The organism is Clavibacter davisi, assembly GCF_052751415.1.
The window spans coordinates 3,107,083-3,123,610 of sequence record NZ_CP199882.1 but is presented as its reverse complement, the minus strand read 5'-3'; the positions used below and the strand labels follow the sequence as shown (position 1 = coordinate 3,123,610).

Genomic DNA, 16,528 nt, shown 5'->3' with positions numbered 1-16,528 from the left:
GGGTGCGGCGCCCTCGGCGGCTACTGCACGCCCGAGGTCAGCCGCGCGAGGTTGTCGAGCACGGTGCTGAAGCGCGTGCGCCTGCTCCACTCGTCGAGGGTCAGCTCGCGGCTGCGTGCCCGGTAGCCGTCCTCGACGCGGCGCATCTCGCGCACGAACCCGGGGCCGCGCACCATCAGCGACACCTCCATGTTGAGGCTGAACGACCGCATGTCCATGTTGCTGGAGCCGATGACGGCCACGTCGTCGTCGATCGTGAAGTGCTTGCTGTGCAGGATGTAGGGCGCCCGGTACATCCAGATGCGCACGCCCGCGTTGAGCAGCTCCTCGTAGTACGAGCGCTGCGCGTGGTAGACGACGGGCTGGTCGCCGATCTCGCTCACGAACAGCTCCACCGAGAGCCCGCGCTGCACGGCGGTCGTGATGGCGTACCGCATCGAGTCGTCGGGCACGAAGTACGGCGACGTGATGACGATGCGCTCCTGCGCGTAGTAGAGCAGCGCGTTGAACAGGCGCAGGTTGTTCTCGCCGGGGAACCCGGGGCCCGACGGCACCATCTGGCAGTCGAGCTCCTCGTCGCCCCCCGTCGCGGCGATCTCGATGGGCTCGGTCTCGCGCACGAGGAGCTGGTCGGTCTCCGCGTACCAGTCGGTGATGAAGATCGCGTTGAGGCCGCTCACGATGGGGCCCTCGAGCCGGGTCATGAGGTCCTGCCACTTGAGGCCGCGCTTGCGGTTGACGACCTTGTTGTAGCTGCGGTGCACCATGTTCTGCGAGCCCATGAAGCCCACGCGGCCGTCGACCACGAGCACCTTGCGGTGGTTGCGCAGGTCGGGCCGCTGGTACCGCCCGCGGAGCGGCTGCACGGGGAGCATCAGGTGCCAGAGGGCACCGATCTCCGTGAGCTTGCGCGTGGTGCGCCGGTAGCCGGGCGAGCGCAGCGACGCGATGTGGTCGAGGAGCACGCGCACGGTCACGCCGCGCTGCACGGCCCGCTCCATCGCGTCGAAGAACGGGGCGCTCGTGACGTCCCACGCGAGGATGTAGAACTCGACGTGCACGTACCGCGTGGCCTTCTCGACCTCCGCGGTCATGGCGGCGATGGACTCGTCGTAGTGGCTGTAGAGCTTCGCCCGGTTGCCGCCGACGAGCGGCATCGACCCCAGGGTGAGGTTGAGCTCCACGACGGAGTCGAGCCACGACGGCCAGGAGTGCTCGCGGGTGACCCGCTCGATGCCCTCGGTCGACTCGACGATGAACCGGTTGATCTCCTGCTGCTTCTCGCGCCGCCGCTTGGGCAGCCGCGTGGATCCGATGAGCAGGAACAGGAAGATGCCGAGGTACGGCAGGAAGAAGATGGCCATCAGCCACGCCATCGCGGTGGACGGCCGGCGGTTGCGCGGGATCACCAGCAGCGCGGTGACGCGCACGATGAAGTCGACGACGACCGCGAGCCCCGCGAGGACGAGGGTGGTCATCGAGGGATCCATCAGGCGGAGTCTAACCGGCGGGAGCGCTCCGCCGACGGGCCCGGCGCGCGGCGGACGCGGCCGGCTCGGGCGACCGGCGGCCGCCCGCGGGCACGCGGATCAGCGGAAGTTGACGAACTGCAGGTCGAGATCCACGTCGGCGCCCTTCAGCAGCGCGATGGTCTGCTGCAGCTCGTCGCGGCTCTTGCTCGAGACGCGGAGCTCGTCGCCCTCGACGCGGCTCTTGATGCCCTTGGGGCCCTCGTCGCGGATGATCTTGCCGAGCTTCTTCGCGTTCGCCTGGTCGATGCCCTGCTTGAGGGTGACCTCGATCCGGTACTCCTTGCCGGAGGCGAAGGGCTCGCCCTCCTCCAGGCTCTTGAGGCCGATGCCGCGCTTGATCATCTTCGACTGCAGCACGTCGAGGATCGCCTTCACGCGCTCCTCGCTGGAGGCCTTCATGAGGATGGTGTCGCCGCTCCACTCGATGGAGGCGCCCACGTTCTTGAAGTCGTAGCGCTGCTCCACCTCCTTCTGGGTCTGGTGGACGGCGTTGTCCGCCTCCATGCGGTCGACCTTGCTGACGACGTCGAACGAGCTGTCCACGATGGACTCCTTCCGTTGGCTGTGTCGAGGGTAACGGCAGGAGGCCGGAGTCGCGACGCGGAGCGTCGAGCGGCTCTGCGAGGTGAATCGCCGCGCTCGCGGAACGTGGATACCCGGCCGGGCGGAGGCATCGGATTCGGACCGACTGCGTGATGTCGGTGCGGGAACGGCTATTCCTGCGCCTCGGGAAGCTGTCCCATCCGGGAATTCCGGGCCCCAAGGAAAAAGAGGGGGGCGAGGTATTCAGGTGCGTGCATCCGGACATCCACGCCGTGTGTGGATATCTCGCCCCCACGCCCCGCCACCGCCTTTACCGTGCACACAGGACGCATCAGGAGGGGTTCACATTGAGGATTGCGATCAGGGGTCCGGGTTTCGGGGGAGCTGCGGGGTGATGGACATAGAAGCCATCGCGTCCACCGCCCGAAGTGGAGCTTTCGGATATGGGGGAGTCCGCCGCCGGGGAGCCCGGCGCGGTGCCGACGAGCATCGTCGGGGCCCGGCGCCCCGGGCTTCCGGCAGGGTCCTCACGTTCCCGCCTCGGCTCCGTGGATATGGGACCGTTCCCGTGTCGAACCACTCGGACGCAGCCCCAGCCGGCGCCCGACATTCATGTGCGAGTGGCACCGTCTCGGGAGTCGGCTGCCCATGGAATGCCGACACCGAAGACGCCGATCCGAGTCGGTGGCTCCTGGCCGCCCAGAGCAACGCCAGCGGCTCGATGTCAGGCGATTCCGGTGGGTCGGTGTTCAGCGACCCGGACGCTGACGGTGCGAATCCGAACGGAGTCACTGCGTACGGAATCATCTCGGCCCGAGACATGGACGACGTCCACGAGCTCCATCACGTCGATGTGTCGCGGATCCGCCCATGTCCGGCGCCGGCAGAGCCGCGTCCGTGGCGTGTGCGGCACGGCACGGTCATGCCGCACCGATGCGTCCCACCTCGAAGAGAACCTGCGCATCACGCGCGATCACGCACAGGAACAAGGAGTTTCACATGAGAAGTCGAACAGTCGGGAAGTGGACCCTCGCAGGCGCCGCGGGCGTCATCATCGTGGGCGCCCTCTCGGTGGGGGTGGCGCATGCCGGTGAGGAGAAGGGGCCCTCGACCGGCGATGAGGGGGCGGGGTCGACGCCCGCCGGTGATCGGTCCGCGGAGCTCGTGGTGGAGCAGCCGGATCCGTCGTCGTCGGACACGCCCTCGGACGACGGGGCGTCGTCGCCCGACGCGTTCGCCCTCTCGCTGCCCGGAGACGGGACGGACGACGTCGTCGATCCGGCCACGGTCCCCGGGGGCATCTTCCACGGCTCAGGGGCTGCGGTGGTCTCCACCCGTGTCGACGACACCGTGCTCTCCGGCTTCAGCGAGGACTCCGGCATGCAGGTGCTGACGCGTGTGCCGTCGGCGGATTCGGCGAGGGAGTACCGCTTCTCCGTCAACATCCCGGACGGCTTCCACGCTGTGGTCCGCGACGACGGCTCCGTCGCGGTGGAGGACGCGGACGACCAGGTGGGGACGCGGTTCCTCGTTCCGGAGGCCGTGGATGCGAACGGTGCGGCGGTCGACGCGGTCCTCCGCGTGGACGGTTCGGACATCATCGAGTCCGTGGCTCCGGCGCCGGATGCCGCGTTCCCCGTCGTCTCCAGCCTTGAGCAGTCGATGGACGGCGATGCCGAATAGAGCGGCTGGACAGCGATCGCGTGTTCGGGGGCACCCAGTCGCTCTTCCGCCGGACGGACCACCACGAAGCCGGGCTCTGCACGGCGGGGTTCGTGATGGCCGAGAGGGGTCTCCGGGCGCATGCCAGCCCGACGGAGCGGGTGCCCATCCGGCACACCCGCGGTCCCTCCGCGACCTCCCGGCCACACGACACGCACATCCATCGCACGACCACGCCCAGACAGGAGTCCCCCATGCCACGACCATCGATCGCGACGACGACCAGCGCAGGTGCCGCTGGCGCCCTCATCACGGGAGCCGACCTATGAGACGCCTCGGCCTCTGGGGCCGGTTGTCCTCCGCCCTGGTCATCCTCGCGCTGGTCTCGGGGCTCGGCATGGTGGGCGCGGATCGAGCCTCGGCGACCGAGCCGGAGCGTCTGAACGGCGACCGCATCGTCGGCGGCACGCAGCTGCAGGTCCTCAACGCGAGCTCTCGACAGACGAAGAGCTGCACGGCGGGGTTCGTCTTGACGAAGCGGGGGCTCCGGGCGAACGCCACCCCCTACGAACGGGCCACGCGGTATGTCACCACCACCGCGCACTGCGGCGATCGCTATGACCGGGTCGACGTCAACGGCCACCTGGTCGGGGAGGTCTCGTGGGTGTCGAACGCCTACGACATGATGATCGTCACCGTGCCCCCCAAGGCCGTGCCCATGCGGCATCACACCGGGTCGGGTTCCCACACCGTGTACTACATCAACTACCACTACGAGCCGCGTGCCTTCAGTGCCGTGCTCACCTATTCGCAGCGCCTCCGCGCCGTCGGCGCCGTCCCCGTCCTGCAACTGGCGGAGGAGATGCCCGCGAACGTGAACTGGGCCTGTCACAGCGGGGCGACCACGGACTACAGCTGTCTCTGGTCGAAGTACGGGAATCCCGGGGCGTACTTGAGGACGCTGCGGAACTCCCTCAGCGGAGCCGCCCCCGGCGACTCCGGCGCTCCCATCTTCAGCGACCCGAACGCCGACGGCGCGGACACCGCAGGCGTCACGGTCTACGGGATCCTCCACGGCGGGATGCAGGAATCCCAGCCCCATTACGACTCGAGGGTCATGTACTACGTGCCTCTGACGGGATTCATCTCGGAGATGCAGTACACGTACGCATTGGCCCCTTCGTCGTGACGGTCGGCGACGGTGCGGATCGCCGCTCGGCGACGCCGGTGACGCCGGGGAACAGCTAGGCGCCCGTCGTCAGCCCCGGTCGCGCCCGTCGAGGCCGGATCCACCGCACCGCCGTCGTCCGCCGTGCGCGTGTCTCGGCGATGCGGCGGCGGCCCGGGCCGGGATTTCGGTTCCCGGGCCGACGCCCGCTATCATCGACGAGCGTCTCCGGTCCGTGATCACACAGGTCGGGTGCGCATGGCGAGTTACCCTAGCGGCCAAAGGGATCTGACTGTAAATCAGACGGCTCAGCCTTCGGGGGTTCGAATCCCTCACTCGCCACCGCACGGAACGGCCCCGCTCGCGCGGGGCCGTTCGTCTGCCCCGCCGCATCCGTCGGGGCCCGCCCGCGCGGGCAGCGTCGCCCGCGCGCCCGACGACCTGGATCCACCACCGATGTTCCCCGCCGCCCCCGGCCCCTCGACGCGTGCCCTCGGCACCTCCGGAGTCGTCGTCTCCACCCTCGGCCTCGGCACGAGCGGCTTCGGCTGGACCGCCGACCGCGACGAGGCGTGGGCGATCCTCGACGCCTACCGCGAGGAGGGCGGCACGTTCGTCGACACCGCCTCGTCCTACTCGCAGTGGGTGCCCGGGCACGCGGGCGGTGAGTCGGAGGCGATCATCGGCGGCTGGCTGGCCGCGCGCGGCTGCCGCGACGAGGTCGTCGTCGGCACCAAGGTCGGCAAGAGCCGGGACGCGCCGGGCACGTCCGCGGCGTCCGTGCGTCGCGGGGTCGACGCGTCGCTGCGACGCCTCCGGACGGACCACGTCGACGTCGTGCACGCGCACCTCGACGACACCCGCACCCCGCTCGAGGAGACCGTCGCCGCGCTGTCCGACCTCGTGAAGGACGGCAAGGCGCGGCTCGTCGGCGTCTCGGGCTTCACCCCCGAGCGACTGGAGCAGGCCCTCGCGCTGGCGCACGCATCCGGCGCCGTGCCCGTCGGCGTGGTGCAGGAGGAGTACAGCCTGCTCGCCCGCGACCGCGCGGAGGGCCGGATGCAGGGTGTCGTCCGCCAGGAGGGCGTCGGCCTCGTCGCGCACAGCGTGCTCGCGAAGGGCTTCCTCACGGGCAAGTACCTGCCGGGCGCGCCCGCGGTGCCGTCCGCCCGCGCGCTCGACGCCGAGCAGTACATGACGCCGGGCGGGCACGCCACGGTGCGGGCCGCCGAGGAGGTCGCCCGGCTCCGCGGCGTCACCGTCGCCCAGGTCGCCATCGCGTGGGTGCTCGGGCGGCGCGGGGTGGCGAGCGCGCTCGTGGGCGCGCGGACGGCGCGGCAGATCCGGCAGCTGATGCCCGCCGGGCAGCTCGTGCTCGACGACGAGGAGGTGTCGCGCCTCGCGTCGGCGGCCGCGCGCGCGGCGCGGGACGACATCGCCTGATCCCAGGGGCCACGGAGGGGCGCCCCCTATTTTGGGGCGCCCACCGTCCCGACATCGAGGAGATCTGTCATGCCCCGAGACCGGCCCCACGGCGCGTACGTCGCCGCCCTGCTCGTCCTGACCGCCGCCACCGGAGCCATCGACGGCGTCAGCTACCTCGCCCTCGACCGCGTGTTCACCGGCAACATGACGGGCAACGTCATCTTCATCGGCTTCGGCCTGGTGGGCGTCGCCGGCGTCCCCGTGCTCAACAACCTGGTCGCGCTGCTCGCCTTCATGGCCGGCGCGGTGCTCGCGGCTCGCATCACCTGCCGCGCGCCCGCGGACCTGCGCCTGCCGAGGTCCGCCGTCTGGATCCTCGTCACGGGCACCGCGCTCACCTTCGCGCTCGCGGGGGTGTGGTTCGCGGTCGGCACGCTCGACAAGGGCGTGATGATCGTCATCACCGGGCTGTTCTCGCTGCTGCTCGGCGCGCAGGCGGCCGCCGTGAAGAGCATCGGCCTGCCCGACCTCTCCACCGTGGTCGTGACGATGACCGCCGTGAGCCTGTCGGCGGACAGCCGCATCGCCGGCGGCTCGGGCGCTGCGTGGGCCCGCCGCTTCGGCGCGATCGCGAGCATGGCCATCGGCGCGTTGGTCTCCGCGCTCATCACCACGCGCATCGGCGCCCCGTGGGCGCTGCTCGTGGCGGGCGCGCTCATGGCCACGGGGGTCGGGATGCTGGTGAACGCGCGCCGACTCGACCGGAAGCACGTGCGGGAGGGCGCCGCAGGCGCGTGACGCCCGACACGGCCCGCATAGGGTGAGGGGATCCGCCGCCCGAACGCCGAGGAGATCCGCCCGTGTCCCGTCCCTGGCCCGAGGGCTCCTACATCGCCGCGCTGCTCGTGATGACCACCGCGACCGGCGCCATCGACGGCGTGAGCTACCTCGCGCTCGACCGCGTCTTCACCGGCAACATGACCGGCAACGTCCTCTTCATCGGGTTCGGCCTGGTGGGCGTCGCCGGCATCCCCGTCCTCAACAACCTCGTCGCGCTCGTGGCCTTCATGCTCGGGGCGGTGATCGCGTCCCGCATCACGCGGCGCGCGCCGACCGACGTGCACCTGCCGCGCTCGTCCGTCGGGATCCTCGTCACCGGCACCCTGCTCACCCTCGCGCTCGCCGTGGTCTGGCTCGTGGTCGGCGCGCTCGACACGGGCGTGATGATCGCGATCACGGGCTTCCTCGCGCTGCTCCTCGGCGCGCAGGCGGCGGCCGTGAAGAGCATCGGCCTCCGCGACCTCTCCACCGTCGTCGTGACCATGACGATGGTGAACCTCTCCTCCGACAGCCGCGTGGCCGGCGGAACGGGCGCCGCGTGGGCCCGCCGCATCGGCGCGATCGTCTGCATGGGGCTCGGCGCGCTCGTGGCCGCGCTCATCACCACGCACGTCGGCGGCGCGTGGGCGCTGCTGGCGGCGGGCGGCCTGATGGTGCTGGGCGTCGCCCTGCTGTGGAACGCGCGGCGCGTGGAGCGGAAGCGGCTCGACGAGGGCGGGACGGCGACCCCGGCGGTCGACGAGCGCACGGGCGTCGCCCCCGCCTGATCAGCTCCCCGGGGTCCGCCGTCCGTCCCGCGGTCCCGCCCCTGAGCGCTCGGCGCGGTGACCCGCGCCCCTCTGGCAGGGTGGATCCATGACCTCCCCCGGCGACGCCGCGCTCCTGACCATCGCCCGCGACATCGCGACCCGCGCCGGGGAGCTCGCGCTCCGCCGCCGCCGCGAGGGCGTCGAGGTGGCCGAGTCGAAGTCGAGCCCCGAGGACATCGTCACGCACACCGACCGCGAGACCGAGGACCTCATCCGGCAGGCGCTCCGGGACGTGCGCCCCGACGACGGCTTCCTCGGCGAGGAGTCCGAGGGCACCTCCGGCACGTCGGGCCTCACCTGGGTCGTCGACCCGATCGACGGCACCGTCAACTTCCTCTACGGCATCCCCGCGTGGGCCGTGAGCGTCGCCGTGGTCGAGGGCGAGGCGGATCCGCTCACCTGGACCGCGCGCGCCGGCTGCGTCGTGAACCCCACCCTCGGCGAGGTCTACACGGCGACCGCCGGCGGCGGCGCCGAGCTCGACGGGCGCGCCATCGCGGTCAACGCGGGCGTCCCCCTGTCGCTGGCGCTCGTCGGCACCGGCTTCTCCTACGGCGCCTCGACGCGGATCCGGCAGGGCCGCGTGATCACCGACCTCCTCGGCGAGGTGCGTGACATCCGCCGCATCGGCGCCGCGTCGCTCGACCTCTGCAACGTGGCCGCGGGCCGCACCGACGCCTACTTCGAGCGCGGCCTCAAGCCGTGGGACCACGCTGCGGGCGCGCTCATCGCCGCGGAGGCGGGTGCGCGGGTGACCGGGATCGGCGGCGGTCCCGCCTCCGCCGAGCTGCTGATCGCGGCGGATCCGGACCTCGCGCGCGCCCTCGAGGAGCGGCTGGATGGGCCGGACGCCTAGCCCCCCGAGGCCCGCGCGCGCATCCCCCGGGTGGCGTGAATCCCTCCCAGCGGTTAGCCTTTACCGATCCGTTACATCGCGACCGGGTTCGATCCGGTCGCACGCGCACGCCCCGACCCCCGTCGACCGGCCCGCGCAGCACACTGTCCCTCGCACTAGGAGCTCCACGATCCTGTCCGTCCTCCGCGCCTCGCGTGCCCCCCAGTCCTCCGTCCGGCGGCTCTCGTGCTGACCCCTGACGAGACCGCAGGGGTCGTCTACCCGACGCGACGCGAGCGACGCGAGGCCGAGCGCCGAGCGGCGGAGGCGGCGCTCGCCCCTCGGGCGGATGCGCAGGACGCACCCCAGCCCGAGCCGACGCCCGCCGCCACCGAGGCCCCCGCCGCTCCCCGCATCGCCCCCGTCGCCGTCGAGGCCCCCGCCGCGCCGACCACGCACCTCCCCGCGGACGCCGAGCCCGCCGCTGTCGCCGCCTCCGCCGACGACGTGCCGCTCGCGACCCGCGCCCGTCGGATCCGCAGCGCCGCGTCCGCCGCGTCAGACGCGCGCCGCTCCTCCTTCGTGCACGCGAAGCGCGCGAGCGTCCCCTCCGCCGCGCCGCACGTCCGGGTCCGAGGCCGCCGCGTCCCCGCCTCCTCGCGTCCCGCCCTCGCGGCGCCGTCGCCCGAGTCCACCGCCGGCCGCCGCCGCTCGAACGCCTCGCGCGGCCTCACGCTCCTGACCATGGCGTTCGTCGCCACGGTCACCATCGCCACGTCGCTGCCGTCGTCCGCGTTCCTCACCGGCCAGGACATGGCGCAGGCGAACGTGGTCACGGATGCGCCGGGCACCGCGGTCCCCAGCCAGAGCATCGCGCTCTCCTCCGCCCCCGAGGCCGTCGTCGTCGGCGGCACCGACGACGCGTTCACGGCCACGACGCCGCAGCAGATCATGCTGGCGCAGACGTCCACGGGCGCCGGCGCCTTCACGAACGACATCAACGGCACGATCCAATGGCCCTTCGCGGCCGGCGTGCCCATCAGCGGAGTCTTCGGCAAGCGCATCGCGCCCTGCTCCAACGGCTGCTCGAGCAACCACCAGGGCGTCGACTTCGCCCCCGGCATGGGCGCGCCCATCCAGGCGATCGCCGACGGCGTCGTGCGCGAGTCCGTCAACAGCGACACGGGCCTCGGCGTGCACCTCGTCATCGACCACGTCATCGAGGGTCAGCTCGTCACGAGCGTCTACGGCCACATGCTGCCGGGCTCCATGCGCGTGCAGGCGGGCGATCCCGTGAAGGTCGGCCAGCAGATCGGCCAGGTCGGCAACACGGGCGCGTCCACCGGCCCGCACCTCCACCTCGAGGTCCGCATGGCGGACGGCACCGCGGTGGATCCCTTCGCCTGGCTCAAGGAGCACGCGAACTAGCGCATCCCGCGCGGCCGACCGCCGCGTCCGTCGCACGATGACGCCCCCTCCGCCTGCAGGCGCGAGGGGGCGTCGTCGTGATGGGGAGGGGTCAGCCGGCGATCATCCACACGGTCGTGTCCGACGGCACCGCGTCGCCGTCCAGCGGCTGGCTGGCGAGGAGCACGCGGCCCTCGGGCAGCGGCACCGACGCGGATCCGAGGTTGGCGATCACGGTGACGCCCGCGCTCCGGAACGCGATGACGTCGTCGTCCTCGGCGGTGATCCACTCGATCGCGCCCAGCGCGAGGCCGTGCTCGCGGCGCAGCAGCAGCGCCTCCGTGTAGAGCGACAGCGTGGACGCGGGGTCCGCCTGCTCGGTGTCGCGCGCGAACCGGTCCCAGTCGTCGGGCTGGGGCAGCCAGCTCGCGTCGCCGTCGCTGAACCCGTACGACGGCTTCCCGGCCTCCCACGGGATCGGCACGCGGCAGCCGTCCCGCCCGTAGCGCTCGCCCGCGGTGCGGTGGAACGTCGGATCCTGGCGCGCCTCGTCCGGCAGGCGCGTGTCCTCGGGCAGGCCGAGCTCCTCGCCCTGGTAGACGTACGCGCTGCCGGGGAGCGCCAGCATGAGCGCGCTCGCGGCGCGGGCGCGACGGAGGCCGAGCTCCTCGTCGACCGTCACGGTCGACTCCGGCCCGATGCCCACGCCCTGCGGGTTCTCACCCGAGAGCGCGAGGCGGCTCGCGTGCCGCACCACGTCGTGGTTCGACAGCACCCACGTGCTGGGGGCGCCCACCGACCCGAAGGTCGCGAGCGACGCGTCGATCGTGCGGCGGAGCGCCTGCGCGTCCCACGGCGTCTCGAGGTAGCTGAAGTTGAAGGCCTGGTGCATCTCGTCGGGGCGGACCCAGTCGGCGAGCTTCGCGAGCGGCTCGACCCACGCCTCGGCGACCATGGCGCGGTCGCCCTCGTACGAGTCGAAGATCTCGCGCCACTCGCGGTAGATCTCGTGCACGCCTTCCTGCGCGAAGTACGGCGGCGGGGGAGCGGGCTGGTCGTCGGCGCCGCCGGCGCCGCCCATGCTGCCCTGGCCCTCGGGCGGCGTGTAGTCGGGGAGGCCGGGCGCCTTGACCATGCCGTGCGCCACGTCCACGCGGAAGCCGTCCACGCCGCGGTCGAGCCAGAAGCGGAGGATCTCGCGGAAGCGCTCGCGCACCCACGGGTTCGTCCAGTCGAGGTCGGGCTGCGAGGAGTCGAACAGGTGCAGGTACCACTGGCCGGGCGTGCCGTCGGGCTCCGTGAGGCGGGACCAGGCCGGGCCGCCGAAGATCGACTCCCAGTTGTTCGGCGGCAGCTCGCCGTCGGCGCCCTTCCCGTCGCGGAGCATGTAGCGCGCGCGCTCCTCGCTCCCGGCGGGGGTCGCGATCGCCTCCTGGAACCAGCGGTGCTCGGAGGAGGTGTGGTTCGGGACGATGTCGATGATCACGCGGAGGCCGAGCTCGTGCGCGCGGCGCTGCATCCGGTCGAAGTCGTCGAGGGTGCCGAACAGCGGGTCCACCGCGCAGTAGTCGGCCACGTCGTAGCCGGCGTCGTTCTGCGGGGAGAGGAAGAAGGGGGAGAGCCAGATCGCGTCGACGCCGAGCTCGCGGAGCGCGGGCAGCCGCTCGGTGATGCCGGGGAGGTCGCCGATGCCGTCGCCGTCCGAGTCGGCGAACGAGCGGGGGTAGACCTGGTAGATGACGGCGGTGCGCCACCACTCGGATCCGGTGCCGGGCGCGTCGTCGCCGTCGGGACGGGTCAGGAGGGCGTCCCGGGCAGCCGGGGCGGGCGCTGTGGGGGAGGGCGGAGTCATGGGATCGAGCCTAGGTGACGCCCCCTGGCCGACCCCGCCGACGACCGCGGGCCGGGGAACGGCGGAATAGCCGGGCGCGCGCCGCGGCTTGACCCTGGAGGCGGCGGCCCGCCGCCATCACCGGACGAAGGAGATCAGCCATGACGAACCCCGCACGCGTGCCCCTCGGATCCAGCGGCCTGGAGGTGAGCCCCCTGTCCTTCGGCGGCAACGTCTTCGGCTGGACCGCCGACGAGGCGACCTCCTTCCAGCTCCTCGACGCCTACGTCGCGGCCGGCGGGAACTTCGTCGACACCGCCGACGTCTACTCCGCGTGGAAGCCCGGCAACTCCGGCGGCGAGTCCGAGGAGATCATCGGCCGCTGGCTCGCGGACCGCGGTCGCCCCGACGGCCTGATCATCGCCACGAAGGTCGGCGCCCACGAGGCCGCGAAGGGCACCTCGCGCGACAGCGTCCGCCGCGGCGTCGAGGCCAGCCTCCGTCGGCTCGGCGTCGACGCGATCGACCTCTACTACGCGCACGTCGACGACCAGGAGACCCCGATCGAGGAGACCGTCACGGCGCTCGCCGAGCTCGTCGCCGAGGGCAAGGTCCGCGCGATCGGCGCCTCCAACTTCACCGCGGAGCGCCTGCAGGCCGCGCTCGACGTCTCGGCCCGGGAGGGCGTCGCCCGCTTCGAGGTGCTGCAGAACCGCTACAACCTCGTCGAGCGCGACGCCTACGAGGGCGAGCTCGCCGACCTGCTGATCCGCGAGGGCATCGCCTCCGCCCCGTACTCGAGCCTCGCCAGCGGCTTCCTCACGGGCAAGTACCGCGGCGGCGAGGTCGACAGCCCCCGCGCCGGCACCGCGTCGAAGTACCACGACGACCACGGCCGCGCCCTGCTCGAGGTCCTCGACCGGGTCGCCGAGGCGCACGGCGTCTCCGTCACCACGGTCTCGCTCGCCTGGCTCCGGGCCCAGCCGTCGGTCACCGCGCCCATCGCGAGCGCCCGCGACCTCACGCAGCTGCCCGACCTGCTCGCGTCGGTGGACCTCGAGCTGACGGCCGACGAGGTCGCCGAGCTCTCCGCGGTCTGATCCCGCGATCGCCCGATGGCCCCCGCCCCCGGGCCGCCCCGCGTCCCGGGGGCGGCCCGGGACCTGCTATCGTCGTAGGGTTCCAGCGCGTATCCGACGCGCCCGGGCACGCCCCCATAGCTCATTGGTAGAGCACTTCCTTGGTAAGGAAGAGGTAGTGAGTTCAATCCTCACTGGGGGCTCGATCCTCACCGGTCCGGCTGCGGTCGGCCGCAGGGATCGTGGCGGGGTAGCTCAGGTGGTTAGAGCACACGGCTCATAATCGTGGTGTCGCGGGTTCAAGTCCCGCTCCCGCTACGGAAGCGCGGATCCCTCGGGGTCCGCCCTCCTCGATAGGCCCCGGACACCTCTCGCCAGGTTCCGGGGCCTTTCCTCTGCCCGCTGGCCGGTGCTGCGAGATGCCGCCCTCGGGATCCGCGCCGCCGTGCGCGCAGCCGCAGCCGCGCCCGTAGCCGCAGCCGCGCCCGTGTCCGGCCGCGGACGTCGCCCTTCCGGCGCCCGCCCCCGCGGCGTAGCCTCCGGGCATGACCCACCACGAATCCCCCGACCACCCCGACCACGCCTCGGGCGCCGAGCACGACGACGTGCTCTACAAGACCCAGGGCAACCCCGTCCCCGACGCCCACGACGAGGAGCGCCGCGAGGCGCCCGCCGGCGGCGACTACACCGCCAGCGAGTCCGAGGCGGAGAAGGAGGCGCGCGAGGGCGGCGCCTGATCCGCACCCCGCGCACCACGCGCACGAGGGCCGCCGCGACGCGTTCGCGGCGGCCCTCGCGCATGCCCGGGGTGCGGCGGACGGGGTCCCGGCCGGTCGACACGCCGGGCTCGCACGGGGTCGCGGATCGGACGCCCGGCCCGGATCCGCATGATGGCGCGGGAGCGGCCGCGACACGCCGAAACACTAGATGTAGTGGAATGACAGGTCTGTAGTTCGGGTTATATAGTGGAGAACCTCACCGCCCCACCGGGTGGCCGAGCACACCGGATCCTCGCGAAGACGCGGGTCCGGAGGCCATCGGGGCGAGAGCCACGAGACCTGAGGAGCCGCACCGGCGGCTCCCGATCCAGACACAACGGGAGGCACCCATGGACTACGACAACAACGACACCGTCGGCGGCTACGCGATCCCCGTCGACCCCATGGAGCTCCTGCAGTGCGACTCCTGCCAGTAGGCAGCTGACGCCGCAGCGGCAGCATCGCGACCTCGGGCCCCGGTCCCCACGAGAAGTGGGGGCCGGGGCTCTCGCGTGTCCGAGCGCATCCGGGGGAGCGGCCCGCCCGGGGCGCTCGCGCAGCCGCCGCGTAGGATCGTCCGGTGCCAGTGAATCCAGAGCTCCAGGGCCGCGTGCTCCCCGCCGCCGCCCCGTACCTGGTGGGACGCGAGAAGGTGCGCGAGTTCGCCCGCGCCGTCGGCGCCACCCACCCCGTCCACCTCGATCCCCGCGCCGCGCGCGCCGCGGGCCACGCCGACGTGGTCGCCCCGAGCACGTTCCCGGTCGTCGTGCAGGAGGCGACGCTCGCGCAGCTGCTCGCGGAGCCCGACGCCGGCATCGACTTCAGCCGCGTGGTCCACGGCGAGCAGGCCTTCACGTACTCCCGGCCGGTGGTCGCGGGCGACGAGCTCACCGCCACGCTCACCGTGACCAAGGTCGCCACCCTCGGCGGGAACGCGATGGTGACCGCGGAGTCCGCGATGACGGACGCCACGGGCGCCCATGTCGTCACGGCCGTCTCCACCCTCGTGGTCCGCGGGGACGACGCGTGAGCGCCGCAACCGCCGTGCCCGTGCTCGCCGACCTCTCCGTGGGCGACGTCGTCGCCGAGCGCGCGATCCACCTCACGCGCGACTCCCTCGTCCGCTACGCCGGCGCCTCGGGCGACTTCAACCCCATCCACTACCGCGACGACGTGGCCGCGTCGGTCGGCCTGCCGGGCGTGCTCGCCCACGGCATGCTCACCATGGGCCAGGCCGTGCAGCCGGTGGCCGACTGGGCGGGCGACCCGTCGCGCATCGTCTCCTACGGCGTGCGGTTCACGCGGCCCGTGGTCGTGGATCCCGCCGACGGGCAGGACCTGACCATCGTCGCCAAGGTCGGCGCCATCGACGCGGAGGCGGGGACCGTGCGCATCGACGTGGCCGTGTCCGTCGACGGCAAGACCGTCCTCGGCCGCGCGCAGGCGCAGGTCCGGCTGGCGTAGGGCCCCATGACGATCCAGACCCATCGCGACGCCCCGCTCGCCGACCTCACCACGCTGCGCGTCGGCGGCCCGGCCGAGGAGCTCGTCACCGTGAGCGAGCGCGACGAGCTCGTCGAGATCCTCACCGGCCTGTGGGCCGTGGGCGAGGATTGGCACGTGATCGGCGGCGGGTCCAACTCCCTCATCTCGGACGAGGGCGTGGCCGGCAGCGTCATCCGCATCGCCACGCGCGGCGTCGAGGTCGGCGCGGAGCGGGCCGACGGGACCGTCCTCGTGCGCGTGCAGGCGGGCGAGCCGTGGGACGCGCTCGTCGCGCGCACCGTGGCCGACGGGCTGGCCGGGCTGGAGGCGCTCTCGGGCATCCCCGGGTCCACCGGGGCCGCGCCCGTGCAGAACATCGGCGCGTACGGGCAGGAGGTCGCCGATGTCCTCGAGGGCGTCGACCTCCTCGACTACGAGACGGGCGCGGTCGAGCGGCTGACCGCCGCGGACCTCGGGCTCGGCTACCGCACGTCGTCGCTCAAGCGCGGCCGGGTGGGCGTCGTGCTCTCCGTCGACTTCGCGCTCACCCGCGGCGAGGGCCCCGACGCGCTCGGCCTGCCCATCGCGTACCCGCAGCTCGCGGGCGCGCTCGGCGTGGAGCTCGGGGATCGCGTCCCGGTCGCCCGCGTGCGCGAGACCGTGCTGGCACTCCGCGGGTCCAAGGGCATGGTGCTCGACGACGCCGACCACGACACCTGGAGCGCCGGCTCGTTCTTCACCAACCCGATCGTCAGCGCGGCCTTCGCGCGCACGCTCCCGGCCGACGCCCCGCGCTGGCCGCAGGAGGCGCCGCCCGAGGACCTCGTCGTGCCGCTCGGCGACGAGTGGGAGGTGGCCGAGGCCATCGAGCGCCAGGCCGTCGAGCGCCGCCGCCGTGCGCCCGCGGGCGTGAAGCTCAGCGCCGCGTGGCTCATCGAGCACGCGGGCGTGCACCGCGGATTCCGGCTGCCGGGGTCCGGCGCGGCCGTCTCCTCCAAGCACACGCTCGCGCTCACCAACCGCGGCACCGCGACCGCCGAGGACGTCGCCGCCCTCGCGCGCTACGTGCAGGGCCGCGTGATGAGCGAGCACGGCGTGATCCTGCAGCCCGAGCCCGTGCTGGTCGGCCTCTCCCTCTAGGGCCGGGCCGACCC

General features: G+C 72.7%; 15 protein-coding genes and 3 tRNA genes. 15 read left to right on the top strand and 3 right to left on the bottom strand.

Features of this window, described 5'->3' with window-relative positions; translation table 11 throughout:
* Nucleotides 1-20 precede the first annotated feature (20 nt).
* Together cls and ACU4ZT_RS14875 are read right to left on the bottom strand one after the other, a co-directional pair.
* Nucleotides 21-1,490, bottom strand: a complete 1,470-nt coding sequence (gene cls / locus ACU4ZT_RS14880; RefSeq protein WP_445337460.1) for a cardiolipin synthase — start codon at nt 1,488-1,490, stop codon at nt 21-23.
* A 99-nt stretch (nt 1,491-1,589) separates the two neighbouring features.
* Entirely contained in the window at nt 1,590-2,078 is a 489-nt protein-coding gene (locus ACU4ZT_RS14875) for a YajQ family cyclic di-GMP-binding protein (protein ID WP_063071513.1), read from the bottom strand.
* Between the two features lie 867 nt (nt 2,079-2,945).
* Here ACU4ZT_RS14875 and ACU4ZT_RS14870 point away from each other — a divergent pair.
* The 8 genes from ACU4ZT_RS14870 (at nt 2,946) to ACU4ZT_RS14835 (ending at nt 10,242) form a co-directional block, all read left to right on the top strand.
* On the top strand, nt 2,946-3,758 hold the full coding sequence (locus ACU4ZT_RS14870) for a hypothetical protein (protein WP_445337459.1): 813 nt from the start codon (nt 2,946-2,948) through the stop codon (nt 3,756-3,758).
* Nucleotides 3,759-4,062: 304 nt separating this feature from the next.
* On the top strand, nt 4,063-4,926 hold the full coding sequence (locus ACU4ZT_RS14865; protein ID WP_063071515.1) for a chymotrypsin family serine protease: 864 nt from the start codon (nt 4,063-4,065) through the stop codon (nt 4,924-4,926).
* A gap of 239 nt (nt 4,927-5,165) precedes the next feature.
* A tRNA-Tyr gene (locus ACU4ZT_RS14860) sits at nt 5,166-5,247 on the top strand.
* Nucleotides 5,248-5,361: 114 nt separating this feature from the next.
* The gene (locus tag ACU4ZT_RS14855) at nt 5,362-6,348 is read left to right on the top strand and encodes an aldo/keto reductase (RefSeq protein ID WP_445337458.1); all 987 of its coding nucleotides are present in this window, start codon (nt 5,362-5,364) and stop codon (nt 6,346-6,348) included.
* A 69-nt stretch (nt 6,349-6,417) separates the two neighbouring features.
* Nucleotides 6,418-7,128, top strand: coding sequence for a YoaK family protein (locus ACU4ZT_RS14850; RefSeq protein ID WP_414763918.1), 711 nt, complete (start codon nt 6,418-6,420; stop codon nt 7,126-7,128).
* 62 nt (nt 7,129-7,190) lie between these two features.
* Nucleotides 7,191-7,937 (top strand): YoaK family protein, encoded by a 747-nt coding sequence (locus ACU4ZT_RS14845; RefSeq protein WP_063071518.1) that lies wholly within the window; start codon nt 7,191-7,193, stop codon nt 7,935-7,937.
* Nucleotides 7,938-8,025: 88 nt separating this feature from the next.
* Complete coding sequence (locus ACU4ZT_RS14840; RefSeq protein WP_063071519.1) at nt 8,026-8,835, top strand: inositol monophosphatase family protein; 810 nt, start codon at nt 8,026-8,028, stop codon at nt 8,833-8,835.
* A 225-nt stretch (nt 8,836-9,060) separates the two neighbouring features.
* Nucleotides 9,061-10,242, top strand: a complete 1,182-nt coding sequence (locus tag ACU4ZT_RS14835; RefSeq protein ID WP_063071520.1) for a M23 family metallopeptidase — start codon at nt 9,061-9,063, stop codon at nt 10,240-10,242.
* Nucleotides 10,243-10,333: 91 nt separating this feature from the next.
* Here the strand turns inward: ACU4ZT_RS14835 and ACU4ZT_RS14830 are convergent, their stop codons facing one another.
* Nucleotides 10,334-12,073 (bottom strand): glycoside hydrolase family 13 protein, encoded by a 1,740-nt coding sequence (locus ACU4ZT_RS14830; protein ID WP_414748804.1) that lies wholly within the window; start codon nt 12,071-12,073, stop codon nt 10,334-10,336.
* Nucleotides 12,074-12,213: 140 nt separating this feature from the next.
* Between ACU4ZT_RS14830 and ACU4ZT_RS14825 the strand changes: the two genes are divergently transcribed.
* The 7 genes from ACU4ZT_RS14825 (at nt 12,214) to ACU4ZT_RS14795 (ending at nt 16,514) form a co-directional block, all read left to right on the top strand.
* Nucleotides 12,214-13,152, top strand: a complete 939-nt coding sequence (locus ACU4ZT_RS14825) for an aldo/keto reductase (protein WP_063071521.1) — start codon at nt 12,214-12,216, stop codon at nt 13,150-13,152.
* A gap of 110 nt (nt 13,153-13,262) precedes the next feature.
* Nucleotides 13,263-13,334, top strand: a tRNA-Thr gene (locus tag ACU4ZT_RS14820).
* Between the two features lie 41 nt (nt 13,335-13,375).
* Nucleotides 13,376-13,449 (top strand) — tRNA-Met (locus ACU4ZT_RS14815).
* A 227-nt stretch (nt 13,450-13,676) separates the two neighbouring features.
* Nucleotides 13,677-13,868, top strand: a complete 192-nt coding sequence (locus tag ACU4ZT_RS14810) for a hypothetical protein (protein ID WP_445337457.1) — start codon at nt 13,677-13,679, stop codon at nt 13,866-13,868.
* Between the two features lie 601 nt (nt 13,869-14,469).
* The gene (locus ACU4ZT_RS14805) at nt 14,470-14,919 is read left to right on the top strand and encodes an FAS1-like dehydratase domain-containing protein (RefSeq protein ID WP_086517109.1); all 450 of its coding nucleotides are present in this window, start codon (nt 14,470-14,472) and stop codon (nt 14,917-14,919) included.
* A complete protein-coding gene (locus ACU4ZT_RS14800; RefSeq protein WP_063071524.1) occupies nt 14,916-15,353 on the top strand; it encodes a MaoC family dehydratase in 438 nt (145 codons plus the stop codon). The genes ACU4ZT_RS14805 and ACU4ZT_RS14800 overlap by 4 nt, the downstream gene beginning before the upstream one ends.
* A gap of 6 nt (nt 15,354-15,359) precedes the next feature.
* Nucleotides 15,360-16,514, top strand: coding sequence for a UDP-N-acetylmuramate dehydrogenase (locus ACU4ZT_RS14795; protein WP_063071525.1), 1,155 nt, complete (start codon nt 15,360-15,362; stop codon nt 16,512-16,514).
* Nucleotides 16,515-16,528: the final 14 nt, after the last annotated feature.

Bases quoted from the DNA above. Each gene is read 5' to 3' on its own strand.
- cls (WP_445337460.1), bottom strand. From the start codon at position 1,490: ATGGATCCCTCGATGACCACCCTCGTCCTCGCGGGGCTCGCGGTCGTC.
- ACU4ZT_RS14870 (WP_445337459.1), top strand. From the start codon at position 2,946: ATGTCCGGCGCCGGCAGAGCCGCGTCCGTGGCGTGTGCGGCACGGCAC.
- ACU4ZT_RS14865 (WP_063071515.1), top strand. From the start codon at position 4,063: ATGAGACGCCTCGGCCTCTGGGGCCGGTTGTCCTCCGCCCTGGTCATC.
- ACU4ZT_RS14855 (WP_445337458.1), top strand. From the start codon at position 5,362: ATGTTCCCCGCCGCCCCCGGCCCCTCGACGCGTGCCCTCGGCACCTCC.
- ACU4ZT_RS14850 (WP_414763918.1), top strand. From the start codon at position 6,418: ATGCCCCGAGACCGGCCCCACGGCGCGTACGTCGCCGCCCTGCTCGTC.
- ACU4ZT_RS14840 (WP_063071519.1), top strand. From the start codon at position 8,026: ATGACCTCCCCCGGCGACGCCGCGCTCCTGACCATCGCCCGCGACATC.
- ACU4ZT_RS14830 (WP_414748804.1), bottom strand. From the start codon at position 12,073: ATGACTCCGCCCTCCCCCACAGCGCCCGCCCCGGCTGCCCGGGACGCC.
- ACU4ZT_RS14825 (WP_063071521.1), top strand. From the start codon at position 12,214: ATGACGAACCCCGCACGCGTGCCCCTCGGATCCAGCGGCCTGGAGGTG.
- ACU4ZT_RS14810 (WP_445337457.1), top strand. From the start codon at position 13,677: ATGACCCACCACGAATCCCCCGACCACCCCGACCACGCCTCGGGCGCC.
- ACU4ZT_RS14795 (WP_063071525.1), top strand. From the start codon at position 15,360: ATGACGATCCAGACCCATCGCGACGCCCCGCTCGCCGACCTCACCACG.